The following is an 18,108-nucleotide window of genomic DNA, read 5'->3' as shown; positions in this document are numbered from 1 at the left end:
ACTTTTTTGTCGATGCAGCGCAGGGTCGATCGCAAGAATGGAGGATTCCGTCAGCGCGGGGCGTTCTTCGTGAAGCGCAAGGGAGCCGTGGTGAACCACGAATAGCCGGTACGGCGCTCCAGGCTGATCTCGTTGGGATCGTCGTGGATCGAACGGTCGCGATCGCCGAAGATCGGCTTGCCGGTGGTGATATCGTAGTAGCGAGCCCAGATCGGACCGGCGCCGGGCCGGGAAACCAGGCGCGGACCGTTCGGCGCCGTACCCTTGCGGTTCCACTCCACGTCCATAAGCGCGTGGGCCGCCAGCCACTGCGTCGCGTCGCGTACCGCCGCATCCACGGCGGGCGAAGGGGCGACGTGGCCTTGCAGGTAGACGAGCAGGTCGACCGTTTCGGCGGTGGAAAGCGCGGTCGGTTCGAAATTGCGGGCGCCGGCCGGTTCAAGGGTCAGCGGATCGTATTGCTGCGCCCAGATCGTGCGCGTCCCCTGGACGCTGACCTGGCTGCGCAGGATCACGGCGGTCGCCCGCCCGGCCGCCTGCCGCGCGAGCGTGGCCTGCGTCGGAGCAACGAAGGCGTAGACGTCCTTCCGTTCGCCCACCTCCTGAAGAAACACCGCGACTTGCGAGATCGCATTGTCGTTGAAGGTCAGGGCATCGTGATAGCCACCCTGAAGCGGATAGACCTGCGGCCAGCCGCCGTTGGGGAACTGGGCTTCCAGCAGATAGTCCACCCCCCGGACGAAAGCATCGCGATAGCGTGCACTGTCCTGGCCGGGCAGACCGCGCTGTACTTTCGCCAGGAAGCGCAGTTCCGTGGTCGTGGCGTCGTTGTCGATCGTCCCGACATAACGCCAGCCCCTGTCGCTCGACTGGATGTCGCCTTCGGCCATGGGGGGAAGGTGTTCGATTGGCACGAAGGACTGACCGCGCTGACGCATGGGCGCGGTTCGTTCCTGGTTCTTGCCCCAGCCCCCGGCGGGTGTCTGGAAGCTGACGATATTGTCGGCGATCGCGCGGGCCTCCCGACCGGCGTACCATGCGGACGGCCGATCGAGCGGCATGGAGTTCGCGCGTCCCTCCGCCGGGCCTTCCGGCACTGCGGCAAGGCCGCGCCGCTCGGCGGCGAGGACGGCCTTGTCCCGCGCCATCGCTGCCTGGGAGCGGGCGAGATAAGTGCGCCACGCCGCCTGCTCGGGCGTGGGCAGGGTAGCGATGCGCTCGGCGGTAATGGGCTGTGCGGGCGTCATCGTGCCGATCGCTTTGGCCAGGACCGGAGCGGATAGGGCGATGGGGGACAGCAGGCTCCCCGCAAGGAAGATCGCGATCCGGCGTCGGGTGGGCTTCATGCATGTTCTCCGGAAACGAGCCAGCGCACCGCGTTGGCAAGAAGGCGACGCTGCAAGGGAGCGACCATGTCGGGCAAGCGATGGACGAGAACGCGCATGTCGTCCTTCGTGGCGGTGAACGAGGCGGCGCCGTTATGCCGGTCATGGTCGCGGCTGTATCCGGCGATAATCGTAACGCCCTCGCCTTCGACGATCAGCCCGTTCGACGGCTGACCTTCGACCTGGTGGAGCACGCTGGTGGCCATGTCGGCTGGAATGCCTCCGAACAGCGGGTGTGTGCGCAGATAGTTCCAGTTGCCCATCCACGGCGCCCTGAGATTGCCGACTTGTCCGGAAAAAGCGAACAGGCCCAGTTCGGACAGCTGGCGGGCGACGCCTTCTGCCAGACCGTCTTCCGGCACCAGCGCGAAAAGCGGTGTACCCTCGCGCACGGCGGCAAGCACTTCGGGGGGTAGCGCACCGGGAACCACGCCGTCGGGCTTGCCCTTGCCGTCAGGCTGGGCTTCCAGTCCGGTTTCCTCGCCGATCTGGCGGCGCGCGATCTCCTCGGCCCGAAGGCCCGAGGCCACGATCCCGTCGTAGCGGCGTCCGGGCCGGAAATCCTCGAAAGTCGCGTCGGTCATGGCCGTCAAGGTGCGGCGCAGGGAGGTTGCCACGCCCGACAGGGCCACGCGCGGGCGGCGGTGAAGGGCGGGAGCGGGCGCCACAACCCAGTGCTCGCGCGTGAAAGTCGCCTCGGGGTGGGCCGAATGGGCGAGGTGCACCAGCCAGCGTCCGGGAGCGTCGAAGGGGGGCACGGCGACGTTTTCGGCAAGGAGATAGCGCAGGGTATCGGGCCTCTGCGCCGGTGCGGGGTAGCGTCCGAGAGTCCGACCCGTTCCATCGGGCGCGGTCAGCGAGAGGACGAGTTCGCCGGGCGCGGGCTGGCTGCTGTCGTTGAACAGCCAGAGGTCCAGTTGCGTCCCTTCGCCCAGATCGTGAACCAGGCGCTTCTGCTTCGCGCAAGGGCGCACCGGCTGGAGGCTGCGCCGCACGATCGCCGGATCGGCCTTGAAGCGGCGCAAGCTGTCGACGATGCCGGAATGGTTTTCGATCGCCGTACTTTCCCAGCCGCTGATCGCCGCGATATCCACTTCGTCGCCGATGCGGATGTTTTCGAGGTAGTTCTCCCAGGCTTCGTAGCACTTGCGGCCGATCGAGAGGAACAGGCTCTCGTCGGTCGGGAATGCCTCGCGAAATCCCCAACGGTCGAGGAAGGCTCCGGTCGCGTAGAGGATGTCCTGGTGGTCGGTAATGTCGTAGGAACCGCGTCCGCGCGCCTCCAGTTCCCGCACCATGCGGGCGTGATTGTCGGCGACGGCGCAGCCCTGCATCTCGCCGAACTCGACGATGAAGGGTTTGCCGATCTGGCGGTGGATATAGTCCTGGGGCGAGCGGTAGAAGCGGTCGTACCACTGGTCGCCCGCCCCCTGGTGGTTGACCCACCAGCCGCCCCATTGCTCGACGTCGGAGCGGTAGTAATGCGTGTCGTAGGGCAGGTACATCGCCTGGGCGGCGCCGCGCTGGACGAAGCCGTCGTTGAGGATCACCGCGCGGCTCGGATCGGCCTCATGGATTGCCGACAGGACGCGCTGGACATCGGGATTGCCGAGGTCGGCGCCGATCTCGTTCTGCAAGGTGTAGTGGACGAGGCTGGGGTGGGAGCGGAAAGTTCGCGCCATGGCCACGCATTTTGCCACCATGTAGTCGCGGCTGAAGGCTTCGGCGGGGGGCAGGCTCTCGCCCGGCTTGAGGTCGCGGGCGATCGCGTGGCGGCCGCCGCCCGGCTCCATGACCCGTAGCAGGCCCAGCCGGTCCTGGGCGGCCAGGACTTCCTCCTTGCCGACATTGCGGTGGAAATGGAGGCAGTTGAGCCCGAGCGCCTTGGCCGCATCGACTTCGCGCGCGGCCAGTTCGGGGTCGGGCCAAAGGCCGTTGTGCCCCCAGTAGCCCCAGGAAATAGCCGAATAGAGCCTGATGCGCCGGCCGTTCAGCCGCAGCAGGGCGTCGGTTCCGACACCTTCGATGCCGATCCACCGGAACCCGAACTCGACCGTGCGGCTGTCGTCGCCCCAGGCCAGTCGCATCCGGTGGAGATGCGGGGCTTCCAGGCTCCAGAGCGCGGCGCCGGGGGCGGCGATGCGCAGCACGGCGGTCGCGAGGTTTCCATCCAGGGTCAGGCGTTCGAGGATGGGCTGCACGGCGATCTCGTTGCCGTCCGGCCCCAGCAGGGTGGCCTGGACCTTCTTCCGCAGCGCTTCGATGCGGGGCGGCGGCTTGGCGAAAACGACTTCCATGTGCGCGGTCACGACGTGCGGATCGGGCGTGTTGAGCACCCAGGCGTCACGCAGATGGGCGTCTCCGGGATGCATGGTGAGCGTCATGCCCCGATCGAGCCCGCCGAAGCCGTGCGATGCGAAGAGCCGCACCGCGCCCCAGGTCATCGTGGTGGAATCCCGCCAGTCGTAGCGGCCGCCGGGATTGGTGATGCGGATCGCCAGCCGGTTCGAACCGCCCGGCCGCATGGCCTCGGTCAGGTCGCAGTGGATCGGCAGTTCCGAAAGGATCGAATAGCCGACCAGCGTTTCGTTGAGAAAGACTTCGGCGCGCAGCCGCGCCCCGCGAATATGCAGGAATACCCGTTTTCCGCGTGCTTCGGCGGGAATGGCGATCTCGCGATACCACCAGGAGACGCCGGGGCAGGCGCCGTTCCGGGGCGCCGGATCGTCGGCGGCGTAGCGATACTCGTCGCCGGTGTAGGGGCGCGAGCCAAAGGCGCCCCAGAAGTGCTCCTCGACCGTGGTGGGCAGCGTCACCGCGCGGGCATCGGCGCGCCAGAGCGCGGCCCAGCCGCCGCTGGGCACGTTTACGGGCAGCGCGCCGAGGTCTGCCTCGCTTGGCAGAAAGATACGGTCGTCCTCCCACTTGGCGGCGTGGTCGGGCCAGAGCTTCCAGCCTTCGTCCGGTACTTCGGCCAGGACCGGCGCCGCGTGGGTCGAGGGGATGAACGAGAGCCCCGCCGCCCCGACCATCCCGCTTCCCAACACCGCACGGCGACTGAGCGAAGGTCCTTTCACGGGATCAGGACCATGCGCATGTCCGGCACCGAGCGGGCGAGACCGGCCGTGACCATCGTCGCAAAATAGTCGGCGCCTTCACGACCGAGATGGGTGCGGTCGAACGAAAGGCGGGTCCGCCCCATCGGGCGATCGTTCACTTCGGTAGAAGCGGGCGGAGATTCGACGGGCGCCGAGCCCTTGGGCAACTGGGCGAAGCGATCCGCCGCCGCCTCCCCCATCTGCTGGACGGCTGCGCCGCTCAGGGCATTGAGGTCGACGAGGGGAACCTGCTTCTCCTGCGCGACTTTGCGGATTGCGGCCGACCAGGGTTCGAGGTCGTTTTCCAGACGCCCGTTCGCGAAGCTGCGCCGGGTAAGCGGCGTCAACAGCACCGGATGCGCGCCTGCGGCCCTGACATCATCGACGTAGCGGGCGATATTGCGGGGAAACTCGGTGGCAAGATCGGTGGATCGGCCGGGCTTTCCGGGCTGATCGTTGTGCCCGAACTGGATCAGGACCCAGGTATCGGTGTAGCCCTTTGTGCGCATCTCGGACTCCACCACGTCCCAGGAACCTTCGGCCCGGTAGCTGCCGGAACTGCGACCGCCGCGGGCAAGGTTCAGGCAGGTGGCGAAGGAGGTGACGTGGTAGGCGCAGAAGCTCGGCCCCCAGCCTCCGACGACTGCCGTGGTCGAATCTCCGACGAGAATGATCTTGGAAGGCCTGATCCTTGCAGGCGCTTCGGGCTCGGCGGCGCGCGCGGGCTGGAGGGCAGGCATCGTTGCGGCGAGGCCGAGGACGAGCGGCATCGCATGGCGTGCAAGATTACGCATCTTACGCATTCTCCGGTCTGTCAGGGGTGCCAATCGCCGAAAGCGAGAGGCGAGAGCATCGTGCGGGCCTGTCGGTCCGTCAGCAAGCGGCGGGTAGCGGAGCCAGACGCCGCTCCGGGGCCGTTGCTGGCATATTCGAACAGCCGGGCCTCCTCCGGTGTCAGTTGCCGACGTTGGCCCGAAGGATCGGTGAAGCCCATTGATGCCCAGCCTGCCGGAGCGACGTGTGCGTCCATCCAGCAATCGATGTAGGCGGCGGCACCGGTCAGATCCATGTTGTTGCCCGCGCGCCAGGGACGGCCGAGATAGACGGTTCCGCCGGGAAGACCGTCTTCGCGGGTCAGGCGGCACTCGTGGAAGACCAGTCCTGTCGGCTGCGACATGCGGGTGCTCGGCGCGGCGACATAGCCTTGCACTTCCATGCCCGGAACGAAGCGCGAGCGGATCTCGCAGCGGTCGAAACGGGCCAGGGCGCCGCCGAAGATGAAGTCGACATTCCCGCTGATCGTCGTGCCCCGGAACAGAGCACGGCAGCCCTCCTGAACGTAGAGCGTATCCTGATAGCCCTCGATCGCGCAGTCGGTCACGCGGATGCGGTCGGCGCCGCGCGACAGGGACAGGGCCACCGCCTGCGATCCGCCGCTGGCGCCGGTTCGCCGGTCCTCGATATAGTCGAACCCGTTGCGGATGGTGAGACGCGAGAGCGAGATGCCGGGGGCGGTCACCGTCATCGTCGCGGAACCGGAAGTGCCCCATTTGCGGCCCGCAGGATCGCTGAGCCCCGCCGCCGCCGCGAACGTCACCACGCTGTCCGGTCCGGAACCTGCGATCTCGAGGCCCTCAAGATCGATAAGCGGCTTCTCGGTGAAAGTGCCCGGTTCGAGGAATATCCGCGGCGCCTGCAGGCCCCGAAGTCGCTCGATCGCCTCGCCGATGGTTCGCAGAGTGCCGGGCCGACCGCTGGTGCTGATCGTGGCGTCCCAGCGCGGCCGGGGCCGGGCATGGAGCCGCGAGGGCATCGCCGCCGCGGCGACCGAGGCGATCAGCATGCGCCGATTGATCGCGAACGAAGTTTCCTTTCCCATGGGGGCCCCGCTTGTCGGTGTCTTTCACCCAAGGCTAGACACGCCGTTCCAAGTTTGCAACTAAATATCATATATAAAAATTAAGAGCGGGCGACGACGTCCGGTTCTTGGCCGTGGAGCGTTGAGGCAGTCCTGTTGCAGAGGAATTTATCGTGGTTTATGACCGATAGATGGTCCCGTCCGAAGTCAACGAGGAAGGCGGCGAAGCCTCCGGCAAGCGCGCCTATTCCGCTCCCGCACTCGAGAAAGGTATCGAGATTCTCGAACTTTTCGCGAAGGATCCGAGCGGGCTTACGATCAGTGAAATCGCCCAGCGGCTGGAACGCTCGATCAGCGAGGTGTTCCGCATCATCATCGTGATGGAACGCCTGGGGTGGCTGCGCAAGGATCCGGCAAACGATCGCTATACGGTTTCCTACCGCGTGCTCGATGTCGCTTTTCGCGCCACGCCTGCGCACACCTTGAGCAATGTCGCGGCGCCGGTCATGCACCAGTTGTCGAGCGACACCAACCAATCGTGCCATCTCGTCGTGCGCACGGGCGGCAACGCTACCGTGATTCACCGGCAGGAGAATATCGGGCCTGTCGGTTTCGGCATCCGGCTTGGAACGGTCGTCGATATCCTGACGAGCTGTTCCGGCCATGTCCTGCTTGCGTTCACGGCGGCCCAGCGGCGTGATGCGCTAGTGGCCGATCTTCGCGACGCAGGTGCCGCCGCGCTGAAGAAACTGGAAAAGCGGCTCGAAGCGGTACGCCTGCAAGGCTACGAGATGCAGCCCAGTGCCCGCGCCGCAGGCGTCACCGACATCAGCTTTCCGGTCTTCGGTTTCGACGGCCACGTCAGTGCCGCGCTGACGATACCTTTTCTTGTCACCATCGACGGCTCTCAGAAGACAGACCTCGACCGGACCCGGCAGATGTTGGGAGAGGCCGCCTTGCGGATTTCAGAAGGGCTCGGCTGGGTGCCTCCCCGCTTCCCGGACTGACGCTGCCCACATCCGTTTTCCATTCAGGCCAGCGACCGTTTCCGCACGAGGAGCCGGTCTTTCACGCATGCGACGCTGTTCTCGGATTTTCTATACGAATGTTTGTTGCAAATATAAAAGCAACAATGTAGAAACCGTTTCGATGATGCTGGCAAAGGATCGGCACGTCGGGGGAGGCTTAAAGGTCGAAGGTCGGAGAACTTGCGCTCGGTGTGGGCGCAATAGGCTCCAAGGCATGGCGGCTTTCCTCCATCGGTGCGGGTGCAGACGCAGATAGTGCGGCTGCTGGAGAGAGGAAGAGAGCGGTGGCGGAAAATCGGTCGAATACCAGAACCAATCTGCGTCTTACCGTTTCAGTCGGCGTCATAACTCTGGCAGGAACGGGCGTGCCGGCGTTTGCCCAGACGGAGACTGCATTGCCGGCAGAAGAGGCGCCTTCTGTATCTGCAAATGACACCGGTGTCTCAGTGGCCGAAATCATCGTTACAGGCTTTCGCGCCTCCTTGCGCAATTCGCTGGACGAGAAGCGCACCGAGAACGTGCAGATCGATGCCATCAATGCCGAGGACATCGCCGACTTCCCGGACTCGAACCTTGCAGAGTCGCTGCAACGTCTGCCGGGCGTCTCAATCGACAGGGACAACGGCGAAGGGCGGCAGATTTCCGTGCGCGGCCTGGGGGGAGACTTCAACCGCACGCGGCTGAACGGATTGGAAGCCCTGGCCACGGCCGGGTCGAACGATTCCGGCACGAGCCCCAACCGCAGCCGCGCTTTCGACTATAACACGTTCGCCTCCGAACTGTTCAGTTCGCTGAAAGTGCGCAAGACCTCGTCCGCCGAAACCGACGAGGGATCGCTGGGCGCTACCATCGATCTCGAGACCGGCAAGCCCTTCGACTACAACAAGCCGACTTTGGCCCTGTCGAGCGAGGCGAGCTATCAGGAGAATTCGAAGAAGTTCTCGCCCCGTATCGCCGGTCTTGCCTCCACCCGCTTTGCCGATAACACGATGGGGATCCTGATCTCGGGCGCCTACAGCAAGTCCTCGAACGAGATCGACCAGTATCGGCGCAGTGCCGGTTCTTCCGACTACCTCTATCGCGGTTCCGACTGGGCCGGGAACGAAAGCCCGCAGCGCGCGGGATTCGCTGCGCCGGTCGGCACCGACCTCGGAACCGCGATCACCAATCCCGATGCAATAGCGCAGCTGACCGGATCGGATCCCGAGGCTTATGCGAAGCTGTTTCCCGGCGCGCCTTACAACACGCCGGGCCGCTACGACGATTCTCTGGTCCGCATCCCGGCGCTTCCGAGCATCGAGCAGCAGAACGTGCGAAACCAGCGCCTCGGTCTTACCGCGGCCTATCAATGGCAGATGAGCGACCGGACCCTGCTGACGATCGACGGCGTCTACTCGCGCTTCAAGAACACCAGCGTCTACAACCAGATCGGTCCGGTCGGACTCAACCGCAACAACACCAATGCCGCCTACAATACGGCGGGCAACACCCTGACGCCCACCGCCGCGCGCAATCTCTACCCCGGCCTGTGTGCTCCGGCGGCGGGGGACGACCTGACCGCGCCGATGGACTGCGGGCAGCAGTCCTACGGAACGGTCCCGGCATTCTCGACTGCGCTCGACGCCAACGGCAACCTGGTCGACGCGGTGCTGGGAACCGGCGCGATCGTGCCGGGCGCGGTGAGCCCGGCCAATGCCAATATCTTCAGCACCAACCCCAACAATCTCGATCCCTACGACTATTACAACAATCCCAATTCGGTGGGATACATTCCCTCGTCGAACCGGCTCGCCTATCGCGGCAATCTGATCGGCCGACCGGCCGTGCGGGTGATGGATGCGAACGTGACGAACGGCGTCGCCGACTATCTCGTGCTGGAGAACGTAGACTTCCGCTCGGCCCAGGACATGAGCACCTACACCACCGAGTTCAAGCAGGGTTCAATCCGAATCGACCATGAATTTACCGATACCCTGAAAGTGCACGGTGTTTTCGGGCGCTCGGAATCGAGCAACGATTCCGAAGGGTTGCTGGTCGAGTTCAACCGCATGAACAGCCCCGGACAGTTCGTGTTCGACGAACGCGGCGGCGGCTCCATGCCTTCGATCGACCTCGGTTTCGACCCGGCCCACGCCAGCAACTGGGATACGGTCAAGGGCTTCTCCGCGATCCGCCGCTACGTTCGCAAGACCAACAACACCTACACGACCGGCAAAGTGGACGCCGAGTGGCAAATGAACAGTGAGTTCACGCTAAAGGCAGGGTTGGCCTGGCGCAAGTACACCTTCTCCACGGTCCAGTACGAGCGGGTGAACGACTTGCTCAATCCCACCCTGCTGGAAGCGGGCGTGAACATCGCCGACGTGGCGAAGACGATCGACTTCGGGCAGGGACTCAAAGTGCCGGAAGGTTCGGTTTCCAGCTTCGTGGTGCCGGATATCGAGGCTTTCGAAAAGCTCTACGACTTCCGTTGCAACTGCGTGAACGAATGGGGCGACTGGCGCGTCTCGAACAAGCGCAATCGCACGACCAGCTTCGGCGTGACGGAGAAAAATCTTTCCGGCTACGTCCAGGCCGATTTCGACACGCTGCTGTTCGGACGCGAGTTCCGCGGCAACGCAGGTGTGCGCGTCGCGGGCACGGATCTGACCTCTATCGGCGAAACGCAGGCAGGACGTCCGATCAAGGGGCGCAATCGCTACACCGATTTTCTGCCTTCGCTGAATCTGGTTTATGAGCCGGTCGACGATCTTCTCGTCCGTCTCGCGGCGGCCAAAGTCATTGCGAGGCCTCTGTTGGGCAACCTTTCGCCTTCGATCTCGTCGATCAGCGTGCCCAATACCGGCGACACCACCGGCGGTTCGCTGACGATCGGCAATCCGCAGCTCTCGCCTTTCCAGGCGACCAATCTCGACTTCAGCGCGGAGTGGTACTTCGCGCCCGGCGGCCTGATTTCCGTCGCCCTGTTCGACAAGGAAATCGCAAGCTTTCCCCAGACCGTGCTCTACGAAGCGCCCCTTTCGGCTTTCGCCGATGCCGAGACGATCGCCGCGATCCGCGCGCAATACACCAACCCGGCCCAGATCGCCTATATCGACGGCAACTATCCGTTTCTGGCCCGTCAGTACCGCGATGCGCCGGGCGGCTATGTCCGCGGTATCGAGGTCAACTTCCAGATGGATCTGACGTTCCTGCCGGGGCTGTTCAAGAACTTCGGCATCCTCATCAACGGCACCTATATCAAGTCCCAGCTCGAATACATTCTCGATCCCGGCACGGCGACGATGCCGCAGACCACTGCCAAGGCGCCGTTCCTGGGGGTTTCTCCCAAGGCCCTCAACGCGACGCTCTATTATGAAGGCAAGCGCTTTCGCGGGCGCGTCTCGGCGGCCTATCGGGCGGGCTACAGCACGACTTATCCGATCGCCTCCGGTTCGTGCTCGCCGGGGATTTCCACCTCGCCGGTGCCGACAAATCCAAATGCTTCGGTGTCCTACTGCGGGAGCCCACTGATCAACGACTTCCAGTCGAGCCGCTCGACCCTGAACGTCGATGCTTCCACCAGTTTCCAGATCAACGAGCGCTTCTCGATTTCGGCAGAGGCGTTGAACCTTACGAGCCAGCCCAGCGAGCGTTATGCCTATGCCAACCAGCCCGTCGTAACCCAATATTCCAATTCGGGACGCGTTTTCCGCGTCGGCGCGCGCGTCAAGTTCTAGGGCAGTTTCCGATCCGATTGCATCGGATCAACTGCCTTAGGGGTTTGGTTTTTCCGCATTTTCCCGGTCATCGGGCGATTACACCCGACGGGAAAATGCTCCGGGCGCGGCTTGATTATACTTGGCTGGCTTTCGGTGTCCGTGTGGCGCCGGTGAAAGTCACTCTGTCCGCCTCGTCGCGGCTGTCGGTAACGAACGTGCGATACGTGCCGTCCGGGCCGACGCGCACGACGACATGCCCTTCGGTGCTTTTAACTTTCGACAGGAAGCGGGCGTTGACGGCCTTGCTGGCGGGGTCGAGGCGGGTGAGAAAGACATCGCGGGTTTCCCTGCCGCGCCATGCGTTCAACAGGCGCTGCAGGGTGGCCATGGCCGGGTGGGTCGCATGCCAGGCCTGGATCACATAGGCGTCGGCATCGAGCGCGTCGGTGAAGCCCTGCCAGCCGGCATCGAAATAGCCGTGATGATCGGCTGCCGCGACATCGACGCGGCCTGCCGCGCGGGCGATCGGCGTTTCCACGTCGAGCCATGGAAAGGCGCCGTCATGGGTATCGCCGATCAGGTCGCCGCCGGTGAAATATCGGAACGATCCATAGGACAACACCAGGGCGATCGACATGTGGTTTTCTTCCGGCGTCGATTCCGCAGTCCAGATCGATCGCGGCGGCAGGAGGTCGCGCGATTGCTCGCCTTCGCCGGTCCAAACGCGGCCGTTGCCGCCCACGAAGCGGACTGAGAAGGCGCCCGTGCGCCGTGCATGAAGCTGTCGCTCCGATCCGACCTTGACCTGCTCGACCCGCTTGCCCGCCTTGCGGCGCGCCTGAAGCCACGCGAGATGATTGCTGGCGAAAGGGGCGTCGATCAGCGGCAGCGGCGCGTAATCGGGAAAACCGCGATCGACGACCAGATCGGCGGGCATGAGCGCATCGACCTGGCTGAGCCCGGTCAGCGTATAGCCCGCCGCAGCCCGCGGATCTCCATTCAGCGGCGAGCCGATGTGGTCGGGGTGAACGTGGGTGGCGACGATATAGTCCAGCGTCGTGCGGTTCGCCGCGCGCGCGTGCCGCAGCGCGTAGCGGGCGACCCATTCGCCAGCGGCACGGCTGTCGTCCGGCCGGAGCGCGGTGGAAGCGGGCGGTCCGCCGCGCGTCGCACCGCAATCGATCAGGATCGTGGTCCCGTCCGGCGCCAGAATGAACGTGGCGTTGCCGACGCCGGTATCGATATGATGGATGTCGAGAGTGCCGGGAGTCCACGGCGGAAGCCTGTCTGCTTCCGCCGCATGCCCCTTTGCCGGGCGAAACGCGGGGTGGCTGCCGATGGCAAGGCCGCCCAGGATGAAACTGCGTCTGCCCAGCGCCATGGTCAGAACTTCGCGCCGGCGGTGACGCCGATGACGCGGGGTTCGCCCAGGTATTCGGAGCGCACCACCTGTGTCGAGGGGATCAACAGGTATTCCTTGTTCAACAGGTCACGGGGGGCGGCGGAGGCCTTGCGCGGCTGATGTTGCGCGAATCTGGATGTGATTGCGCGAATCTCTGCTTAATTGCGCATTGACTCATTTAGTTGCGCGTTTCATGTTTTGCGCAACTAAGGAGCTTGTGTGGCACGACCCATTCCCGAAGGCGATCTGGCAGCGATTGAGGCAGCGGTAGCGCAATACCCAGGCGGTGCATCAGCTGCGCAGATTACTGAAGTTCTCGCCGCGCCTGGTGCCCGTCGTACTCTCCAATATCGCCTTCGCGCGCTGGTTGATGCAGGTCGCCTCAGGCTTGCCGGAGACGGGCGCGCCGCCCGTTACCATCTTGTTGGTGATACTGTTGCTGAACCGGACGCGGCCGACATCGTCCCGATGTCGGCCGAGGGCCACGCGGTCCTGGCCTATGTCCGCCAGCCTGTCGCGGCTCGACTGCCAGTCGGTTATGATCGCGGGTTCCTAGATGGCTACCGACCGAACGAAACATATTATCTCACCCAAGAGCATCGCGACCATCTGGCCGCTATCGGCAAACCGCAGATCGAGGCCGCAGCCGCCGGAACCTACGCGAAACAAATCATGAACAGGCTGCTGATCGACTTAGCGTGGAATTCCAGCCGGCTCGAAGGCAACACCTATTCGCTGCTCGACACTCGGCGGTTGCTCGATTTCGGGGAGGCTGCCAAGGGTCGCGGGCCACTCGAAGCGCAGATGATCCTTAACCACAAAGACGCGATTGAGTTTCTCGTCGCCAACGCCGACGATATCGGCTTCAATCGCTATACGATCCTCAATCTGCATGCCTTGCTCGCCAACAACCTGTTGCCCGACCCTACGGCGGTTGGTCGGCTACGTCACATTATCGTCGGCATCGACGGTTCGACATTCCATCCGCTGGAAGTGCCCGGGCTCATAGAGGAATGCTTTGATCAGCTCCTCGCTACTGCAGCAGCCATAACGGATCCGTTCGAGCAAGCCTTCTTCGTCATGGTTCAACTTCCCTACCTTCAGCCCTTCGACGATGTGAACAAGCGGGTCTCCAGACTGGCGGCCAACATTCCGATGATCAGGGCGAACCTTGCGCCGCTGTCGTTTACCGAGGTCCCAGGCGATCTCTACACTCGCGCTACGCTTGGCGTGTACGAACGCAACGATACGTCCCTGCTGCGTGACGTATTCCTCTGGGCCTATGAGCGATCAGCAGGACGCTATGCGGCCATTCGCCAATCGATGGGTGAACCGGACCCCTTCCGCTTGCGCTACCGCGAAAGATTGCGAGACATCATCCGGGATGTCGTGCGCGGCCCCATGAACCGAATGGCTGCGCGCGCGCACCTCGCTGAGATTGTGCGCGAGATCATTCCAGCGGCAGATCAGGAGCAGTTTATCGAGGTTGCAGAGACAGAGTTGCTTGGCCTGCACGAGGGCAATTTCGCGCGCTACCAAGTCCGCCCTTCGGAATTCGCTGCATGGCGTCTGATCTGGAGCCCGGCATGAGCGGTCCGACAAATCTTCGCCTAACGATCGACCGTGTTTGGGGGCCTCAAAAAGGGCGACTGGAGGCCAGACGCCGGACGGAATCTTATTCTTAGCCACGGCGACGTCGGCAAGACGATCAGCGCAAGCCACAAAGCCGGAAGCTTTGTGCGCCGGGGCATCATTCCGGTGTCTCACTTGGATCGGTGCATCGAGCGGTGTAAAAATCAGTCTCACTGGCAGCTTGACCGACCCATCAAGAGGCGACTGGAAACGGCGGGGGCTGATACCTGAGGCCGGGGATACGCGCCCCAGGTGTGCCGACCACAGTGCGGGCGTAGATTGCGCCTGCAATGGCGCTTCGGCCCAGGGTCTCGGTTGCCAGTTGCAACAGCAAGAGCGAACCCAAACCAAGCCACCAAGCCGGATGAACGCGGCCGGAGCGCAGCTTGTCCCGCACGATGCCTGCGACTGGAAAAGCGATCATACCAAAGAAGACTGCGGTCAGCATCGAATACATAAGCACGGGAGCTGGTAGCAGGCGCCCGAAAGACGGCCCCATGATTGCTGCCATTCCGCATATTATCAGGCGTGGATGCCATTCGCGATCACGGCGCTTGACCACAGCTCCAATCAATAGCACTGCGAACAAGATCACGCTCAGCGGATTCATCAGCACAAATTGCGCGGGTAAGAAAAAGAACGGCACTGCAGCTTTTTGGGCACTCCATATCGTCGACAAGGTGCCGACGATGACCATAGCCACAGCCCAACCCACCGCCAGCCACCCGAGTTTGCGATGAAGGGCGAGTGATCCGGTCGCTCCAAGCAATACCTGAGACACGAACAACAAGACCCATCCCATGAATAGTATCGCGTGAACATGAACCGAAACGGGCGCCTTGAACGACGATATGCCCATGGCTGCAAAGAACGAAAAAGCGCTAATGTTTATCAACGCCATAATGATTGCCGTAATCGCGAAGAACCGCGCGTCGGGTGCAAATACCGGTCGCTGCATGGTGGTCAACGCCATCTCGAAATTCCTGAGCTTCGCCTTGGCTTATGCTCCGGAATACACCAGTAATGGTTCACTTCATAGCTAGTAAAAGGGATTAGTAATGCATTGCCGTCGAAGGTACCGTGCGGATTGCCAGCCTGTTCGAAAATACCAGACTTGTACAAACTTCTCTTTTTGCTGCGTTTTTAACGGCGTGTTTCGGTGAGAAAATCCCGGTACGAGGAACTTCAAATTCTCGCACGGTCTCATCGTCGAACTCACTTAGGTAGCGAATAACGTCCGGAAGATGCCGACGCTCGATGACGAAACTGACATGGCCGAAATCGAGCGGCTTTGCACCCGCGTGCCGGAAATGTCAGAATAGCCAGCGGCGACTGGTGTGCTGCACCGGCATTCTTCGCGGACGCTGACGCCTTGCACAGCGTCATTGCCGGCGTACTGCCGGAGCCGGCAGTACGCCTAACCCGAGCTGCGATGGAAGTTGCACTGGTGAAACCGAAAGGCTGCAGGCAATCTGTGCACCGATGTGGGCGTCTTCGAGAGGCACGGAAGTGTGCGCACGGTCTATAGGATTGCAGAAATTCCTGGTCTTGATGCGGGAAAGGCTCCGTTGCCAATACATGGGTGCGTCGGTGTGGATCAATTGGATGAGCTACCGGCTGCATCGACAGCATGCTCTCGGTCCTGAGCTGAAGCCAATGCTCGAAAGGGAATCTGCAGCGTCAATCGTCTGGCCTCAAGCGATCGATGCAGGCATGGGCATTCAGGGCGCTGAAGCGGTCTTGACCGGTTGCCATTGTTCGCGCTCCGTGAAGATACGCGCCACCGCTTCCATATTGTCGCTACCCCAAGAGCATAGGGGTGCCAGCGCCTGCGCCAGGCTGTGGCCGAGCGGGGTCAGCGTGTAGTCAACGCGCGGAGGCACCTCGCGATAGTCCTTGCGCAAGATAATCCCGTCCGCTTCCAGCTCCTTCAACTGCTGTATCAGCATATTGTCGCTAACCCCGCGCACCGCGCGCTTGAGAGCGCCGTATCGGTTCGGTGTGGAGCGGCGTCGTCTAATAGCGGCTCTCATGGCAAGGCCTTTTTTGGTTTCAGCATCGATTGCCGGGATCACGGTCGTCTTCGCAGTCGATACAAGTCGCTGCATGATGGGTATTTCGCGGAGCGGCCTTTCCAATGTGCAAAACGCACGCGCCAATTCGGCTGACGGTGCAACGCCATCTCACGGAATGGGCCACCTCACGTCCCGGCAGGGACGCCTGGCCGCGCTTCGCTGTCGCGCCGCCAGAATAAACTGGTAGTTACGCTGCGGCGCGCTCGTTGAATTCCTTCCCGGACTTTAACATGGCGTGCATGATAACGGCCAGCTTGCGCGCGACGGCAACCGCAGCTCGTTTGAAGCCAAGTTTCTCGCGAAGCCTCAGACCCCACGTTCTCAGATCACTTTCCGCGCGAGTTCGAGTTAAGATTACAGAGGCTGCTTCGTAAAGCAGAGCTCTAACCCGCACTATTCATGAGGCCTCCGCTCCGGGTTGGTCCGAGCATGGTTTGTCGGTCGCCGGGTGATCAGAGCAAGCTCCTCCGGCGGGTTTTTTCACCGCGTCAGGATCGATGGGCTTTTCGAGGTTGAAGGACGAGGGCTCGGGCTTTCGGCGGCACTGCCGCGCTGGTTATGTGGGTGCCGGCCGGAGGCCGGTGGCAATGGTTCTGAACAGGCTGGCATCGGGGCAGGCTGACGCGAAGGCGACGCGGATGCGCGTAGCGGTTTCGATGACGCGGGCGGCGACCTTGAGCAACCGCAGGCGCAGCGTTGCGAACTCGGCGGTGGCGAGCGGGGCAGCCTTCGGGATTTCCTGCTGGATGCGCCACACGAGCCAGTAGGCGGCGGTGTGCAGGATGATGCGCATCTGGTTGGCGTTGGCAGATCGGCACGAGGTACGATCGCTGGCAAGCTGGGTCTTGTGGCGCTTGATCAGGTTCTCGGCGTTGCCGCGAGCGCAGTAGAGGGTGTCGTAGATATGCTCAGCCGAACCTTCGGCCAGCGAGGTGACGACATAGCGGATGTCCATGCCCAGCGTGCTGGCCTCGATCCGGGCGACGACGCGGCGCTGGCACTTCCAGCTCTTCGCGCCGTAGCGGGTCTCGGCATAGTTGCGCAGGACCGGATATTGGCGCTGAGCCCGCTTAACCGCGCAGGCATCGGCGGCAGCGACGATTTCGGGATCAGCACGCAGCGCGGCGTTGGTTGGCAGGCCGAACACGTAATCGACGCCGGCCGCCTCGCAGAAGGCCATGACCTCGGGCCGGCCATAGTGCCCGTCGCCGCGGATGGTGATGTGCGTTTCGGGCCAGTGCCGGCGCAGATGGCGCACCAGGCGCCGGATGTGGCCGGCAGCTTCGGCGCCCGACGGTGTCTTGCCGGTGCGCAGTAGCATCGCCACCGGTCGGCCGGTGGCAGTGTCGTAGACATGGATCGGCAGGAAGCAGCGCTCGCCATGATGCCCGTTCCAGAAGGAGAGCTGCTGATAGCCATGAACAACGTCACAGGTGTCATCGATATCCAGCGTCACCGCCGCCGGCGCGGCGGGGTAGCTGATGCAGTAGATGTCGATCATCGCGGCCATCATCCTGGCCAGCTCGCGTGTGGTCGGCGCATTTTCCCACCGGCTCATCGTCGGTTGGCTGGCCAGCCCCGCGCCCGATCCCGGCAGCTTGTCCAGCGCCAGGCGGAAGCCCGGATCGTCACGCAGAGCGTCGAGATCATCGGCGTCCTCGTAGCCGCACGCGATCGCGAACACGCGGGCACGCAGAATGTCATCAAGGCGATGGATCACCCGCACAGGGTCCCGCGGATCGGCAATGCAAGCCGCAAGCCGCCGGCAAAGCCCCATCGCGCGCTCGGCCTGTGCCAGCAGCAGAACACCGCCATCCGAGGTGAGCCGACCTCCGTCGAACGCGGCTGTGATTTTCTTGCGCCCGATCGCTGGAAACGAAAATCCCGGCGCGCTATCATCGCTCCCGGCGGGTGTGGCCCGTGGCATAA

General features: G+C 63.3%; 11 protein-coding genes and 1 pseudogene. 3 read left to right on the top strand and 9 right to left on the bottom strand.

Annotation, left to right across the window (positions count from 1 at the left end; all coding sequences use genetic code 11):
• Positions 1-50: 50 nt before the first annotated feature.
• The 4 genes from pelA to ACZ1II_RS07445 are packed head-to-tail and all read right to left on the bottom strand — an operon-like array spanning position 51 to position 6,362.
• The gene (pelA, locus tag ACZ1II_RS07460) at positions 51-1,346 is read right to left on the bottom strand and encodes a pectate lyase (RefSeq protein ID WP_465143777.1); all 1,296 of its coding nucleotides are present in this window, start codon (positions 1,344-1,346) and stop codon (positions 51-53) included.
• A complete protein-coding gene (locus ACZ1II_RS07455) occupies positions 1,343-4,462 on the bottom strand; it encodes a sugar-binding domain-containing protein (RefSeq protein ID WP_465143776.1) in 3,120 nt (1,039 codons plus the stop codon). The genes pelA and ACZ1II_RS07455 overlap by 4 nt, the downstream gene beginning before the upstream one ends.
• Positions 4,459-5,277, bottom strand: coding sequence for a rhamnogalacturonan acetylesterase (locus tag ACZ1II_RS07450; protein ID WP_465143775.1), 819 nt, complete (start codon positions 5,275-5,277; stop codon positions 4,459-4,461). The genes ACZ1II_RS07455 and ACZ1II_RS07450 overlap by 4 nt, the downstream gene beginning before the upstream one ends.
• A 20-nt stretch (positions 5,278-5,297) precedes the next feature.
• On the bottom strand, positions 5,298-6,362 hold the full coding sequence (locus ACZ1II_RS07445; protein WP_465143774.1) for a pectinesterase family protein: 1,065 nt from the start codon (positions 6,360-6,362) through the stop codon (positions 5,298-5,300).
• 170 nt (positions 6,363-6,532) lie between these two features.
• On the opposite strand from ACZ1II_RS07445, the gene ACZ1II_RS07440 reads away from it, so the two are divergent.
• Positions 6,533-7,348: an IclR family transcriptional regulator gene (locus ACZ1II_RS07440; RefSeq protein WP_465143773.1), complete on the top strand. Its 816-nt coding sequence runs from the start codon at positions 6,533-6,535 to the stop codon at positions 7,346-7,348.
• 467 nt (positions 7,349-7,815) lie between these two features.
• Positions 7,816-11,088, top strand: coding sequence for a TonB-dependent receptor domain-containing protein (locus tag ACZ1II_RS07435; RefSeq protein ID WP_465143772.1), 3,273 nt, complete (start codon positions 7,816-7,818; stop codon positions 11,086-11,088).
• A gap of 115 nt (positions 11,089-11,203) precedes the next feature.
• Here the strand turns inward: ACZ1II_RS07435 and ACZ1II_RS07430 are convergent, their stop codons facing one another.
• Complete coding sequence (locus ACZ1II_RS07430) at positions 11,204-12,451, bottom strand: ComEC/Rec2 family competence protein (protein ID WP_465143771.1); 1,248 nt, start codon at positions 12,449-12,451, stop codon at positions 11,204-11,206.
• A gap of 240 nt (positions 12,452-12,691) precedes the next feature.
• Between ACZ1II_RS07430 and ACZ1II_RS07425 the strand changes: the two genes are divergently transcribed.
• The gene (locus ACZ1II_RS07425) at positions 12,692-14,062 is read left to right on the top strand and encodes a Fic family protein (protein WP_465143770.1); all 1,371 of its coding nucleotides are present in this window, start codon (positions 12,692-12,694) and stop codon (positions 14,060-14,062) included.
• A 235-nt stretch (positions 14,063-14,297) separates the two neighbouring features.
• Here ACZ1II_RS07425 and ACZ1II_RS07420 read toward each other — a convergent pair whose 3' ends face one another.
• From ACZ1II_RS07420 to ACZ1II_RS07405, 4 genes and pseudogenes are all read right to left on the bottom strand, one after another.
• Positions 14,298-15,077 carry a hypothetical protein gene (locus tag ACZ1II_RS07420; protein WP_465143769.1) on the bottom strand — a complete coding sequence of 260 codons (780 nt, stop codon included), beginning with the start codon at positions 15,075-15,077 and terminating at the stop codon, positions 14,298-14,300.
• Positions 15,078-15,825: 748 nt separating this feature from the next.
• Positions 15,826-16,212, bottom strand: coding sequence for a winged helix-turn-helix transcriptional regulator (locus tag ACZ1II_RS07415; RefSeq protein ID WP_465143768.1), 387 nt, complete (start codon positions 16,210-16,212; stop codon positions 15,826-15,828).
• Between the two features lie 154 nt (positions 16,213-16,366).
• Positions 16,367-16,567 (bottom strand): annotated as a pseudogene (locus tag ACZ1II_RS07410) (IS110 family transposase); the annotation flags it as partial.
• Between the two features lie 168 nt (positions 16,568-16,735).
• Positions 16,736-18,106 (bottom strand): IS1380 family transposase, encoded by a 1,371-nt coding sequence (locus ACZ1II_RS07405; protein WP_465143380.1) that lies wholly within the window; start codon positions 18,104-18,106, stop codon positions 16,736-16,738.
• Positions 18,107-18,108: the final 2 nt, after the last annotated feature.

This window comes from Novosphingobium sp. BL-S-20 (assembly GCF_055521635.1).
This window is presented reverse-complemented; position numbering and strand designations above follow the sequence as displayed.

Bases quoted from the DNA above. Each gene is read 5' to 3' on its own strand.
- pelA (WP_465143777.1), bottom strand. From the start codon at position 1,346: ATGAAGCCCACCCGACGCCGGATCGCGATCTTCCTTGCGGGGAGCCTG.
- ACZ1II_RS07450 (WP_465143775.1), bottom strand. From the start codon at position 5,277: ATGCGTAATCTTGCACGCCATGCGATGCCGCTCGTCCTCGGCCTCGCC.
- ACZ1II_RS07445 (WP_465143774.1), bottom strand. From the start codon at position 6,362: ATGGGAAAGGAAACTTCGTTCGCGATCAATCGGCGCATGCTGATCGCC.
- ACZ1II_RS07440 (WP_465143773.1), top strand. From the start codon at position 6,533: ATGGTCCCGTCCGAAGTCAACGAGGAAGGCGGCGAAGCCTCCGGCAAG.
- ACZ1II_RS07430 (WP_465143771.1), bottom strand. From the start codon at position 12,451: ATGGCGCTGGGCAGACGCAGTTTCATCCTGGGCGGCCTTGCCATCGGC.
- ACZ1II_RS07420 (WP_465143769.1), bottom strand. From the start codon at position 15,077: ATGGCGTTGACCACCATGCAGCGACCGGTATTTGCACCCGACGCGCGG.
- ACZ1II_RS07415 (WP_465143768.1), bottom strand. From the start codon at position 16,212: ATGCAGCGACTTGTATCGACTGCGAAGACGACCGTGATCCCGGCAATC.
- ACZ1II_RS07405 (WP_465143380.1), bottom strand. From the start codon at position 18,106: ATGCCACGGGCCACACCCGCCGGGAGCGATGATAGCGCGCCGGGATTT.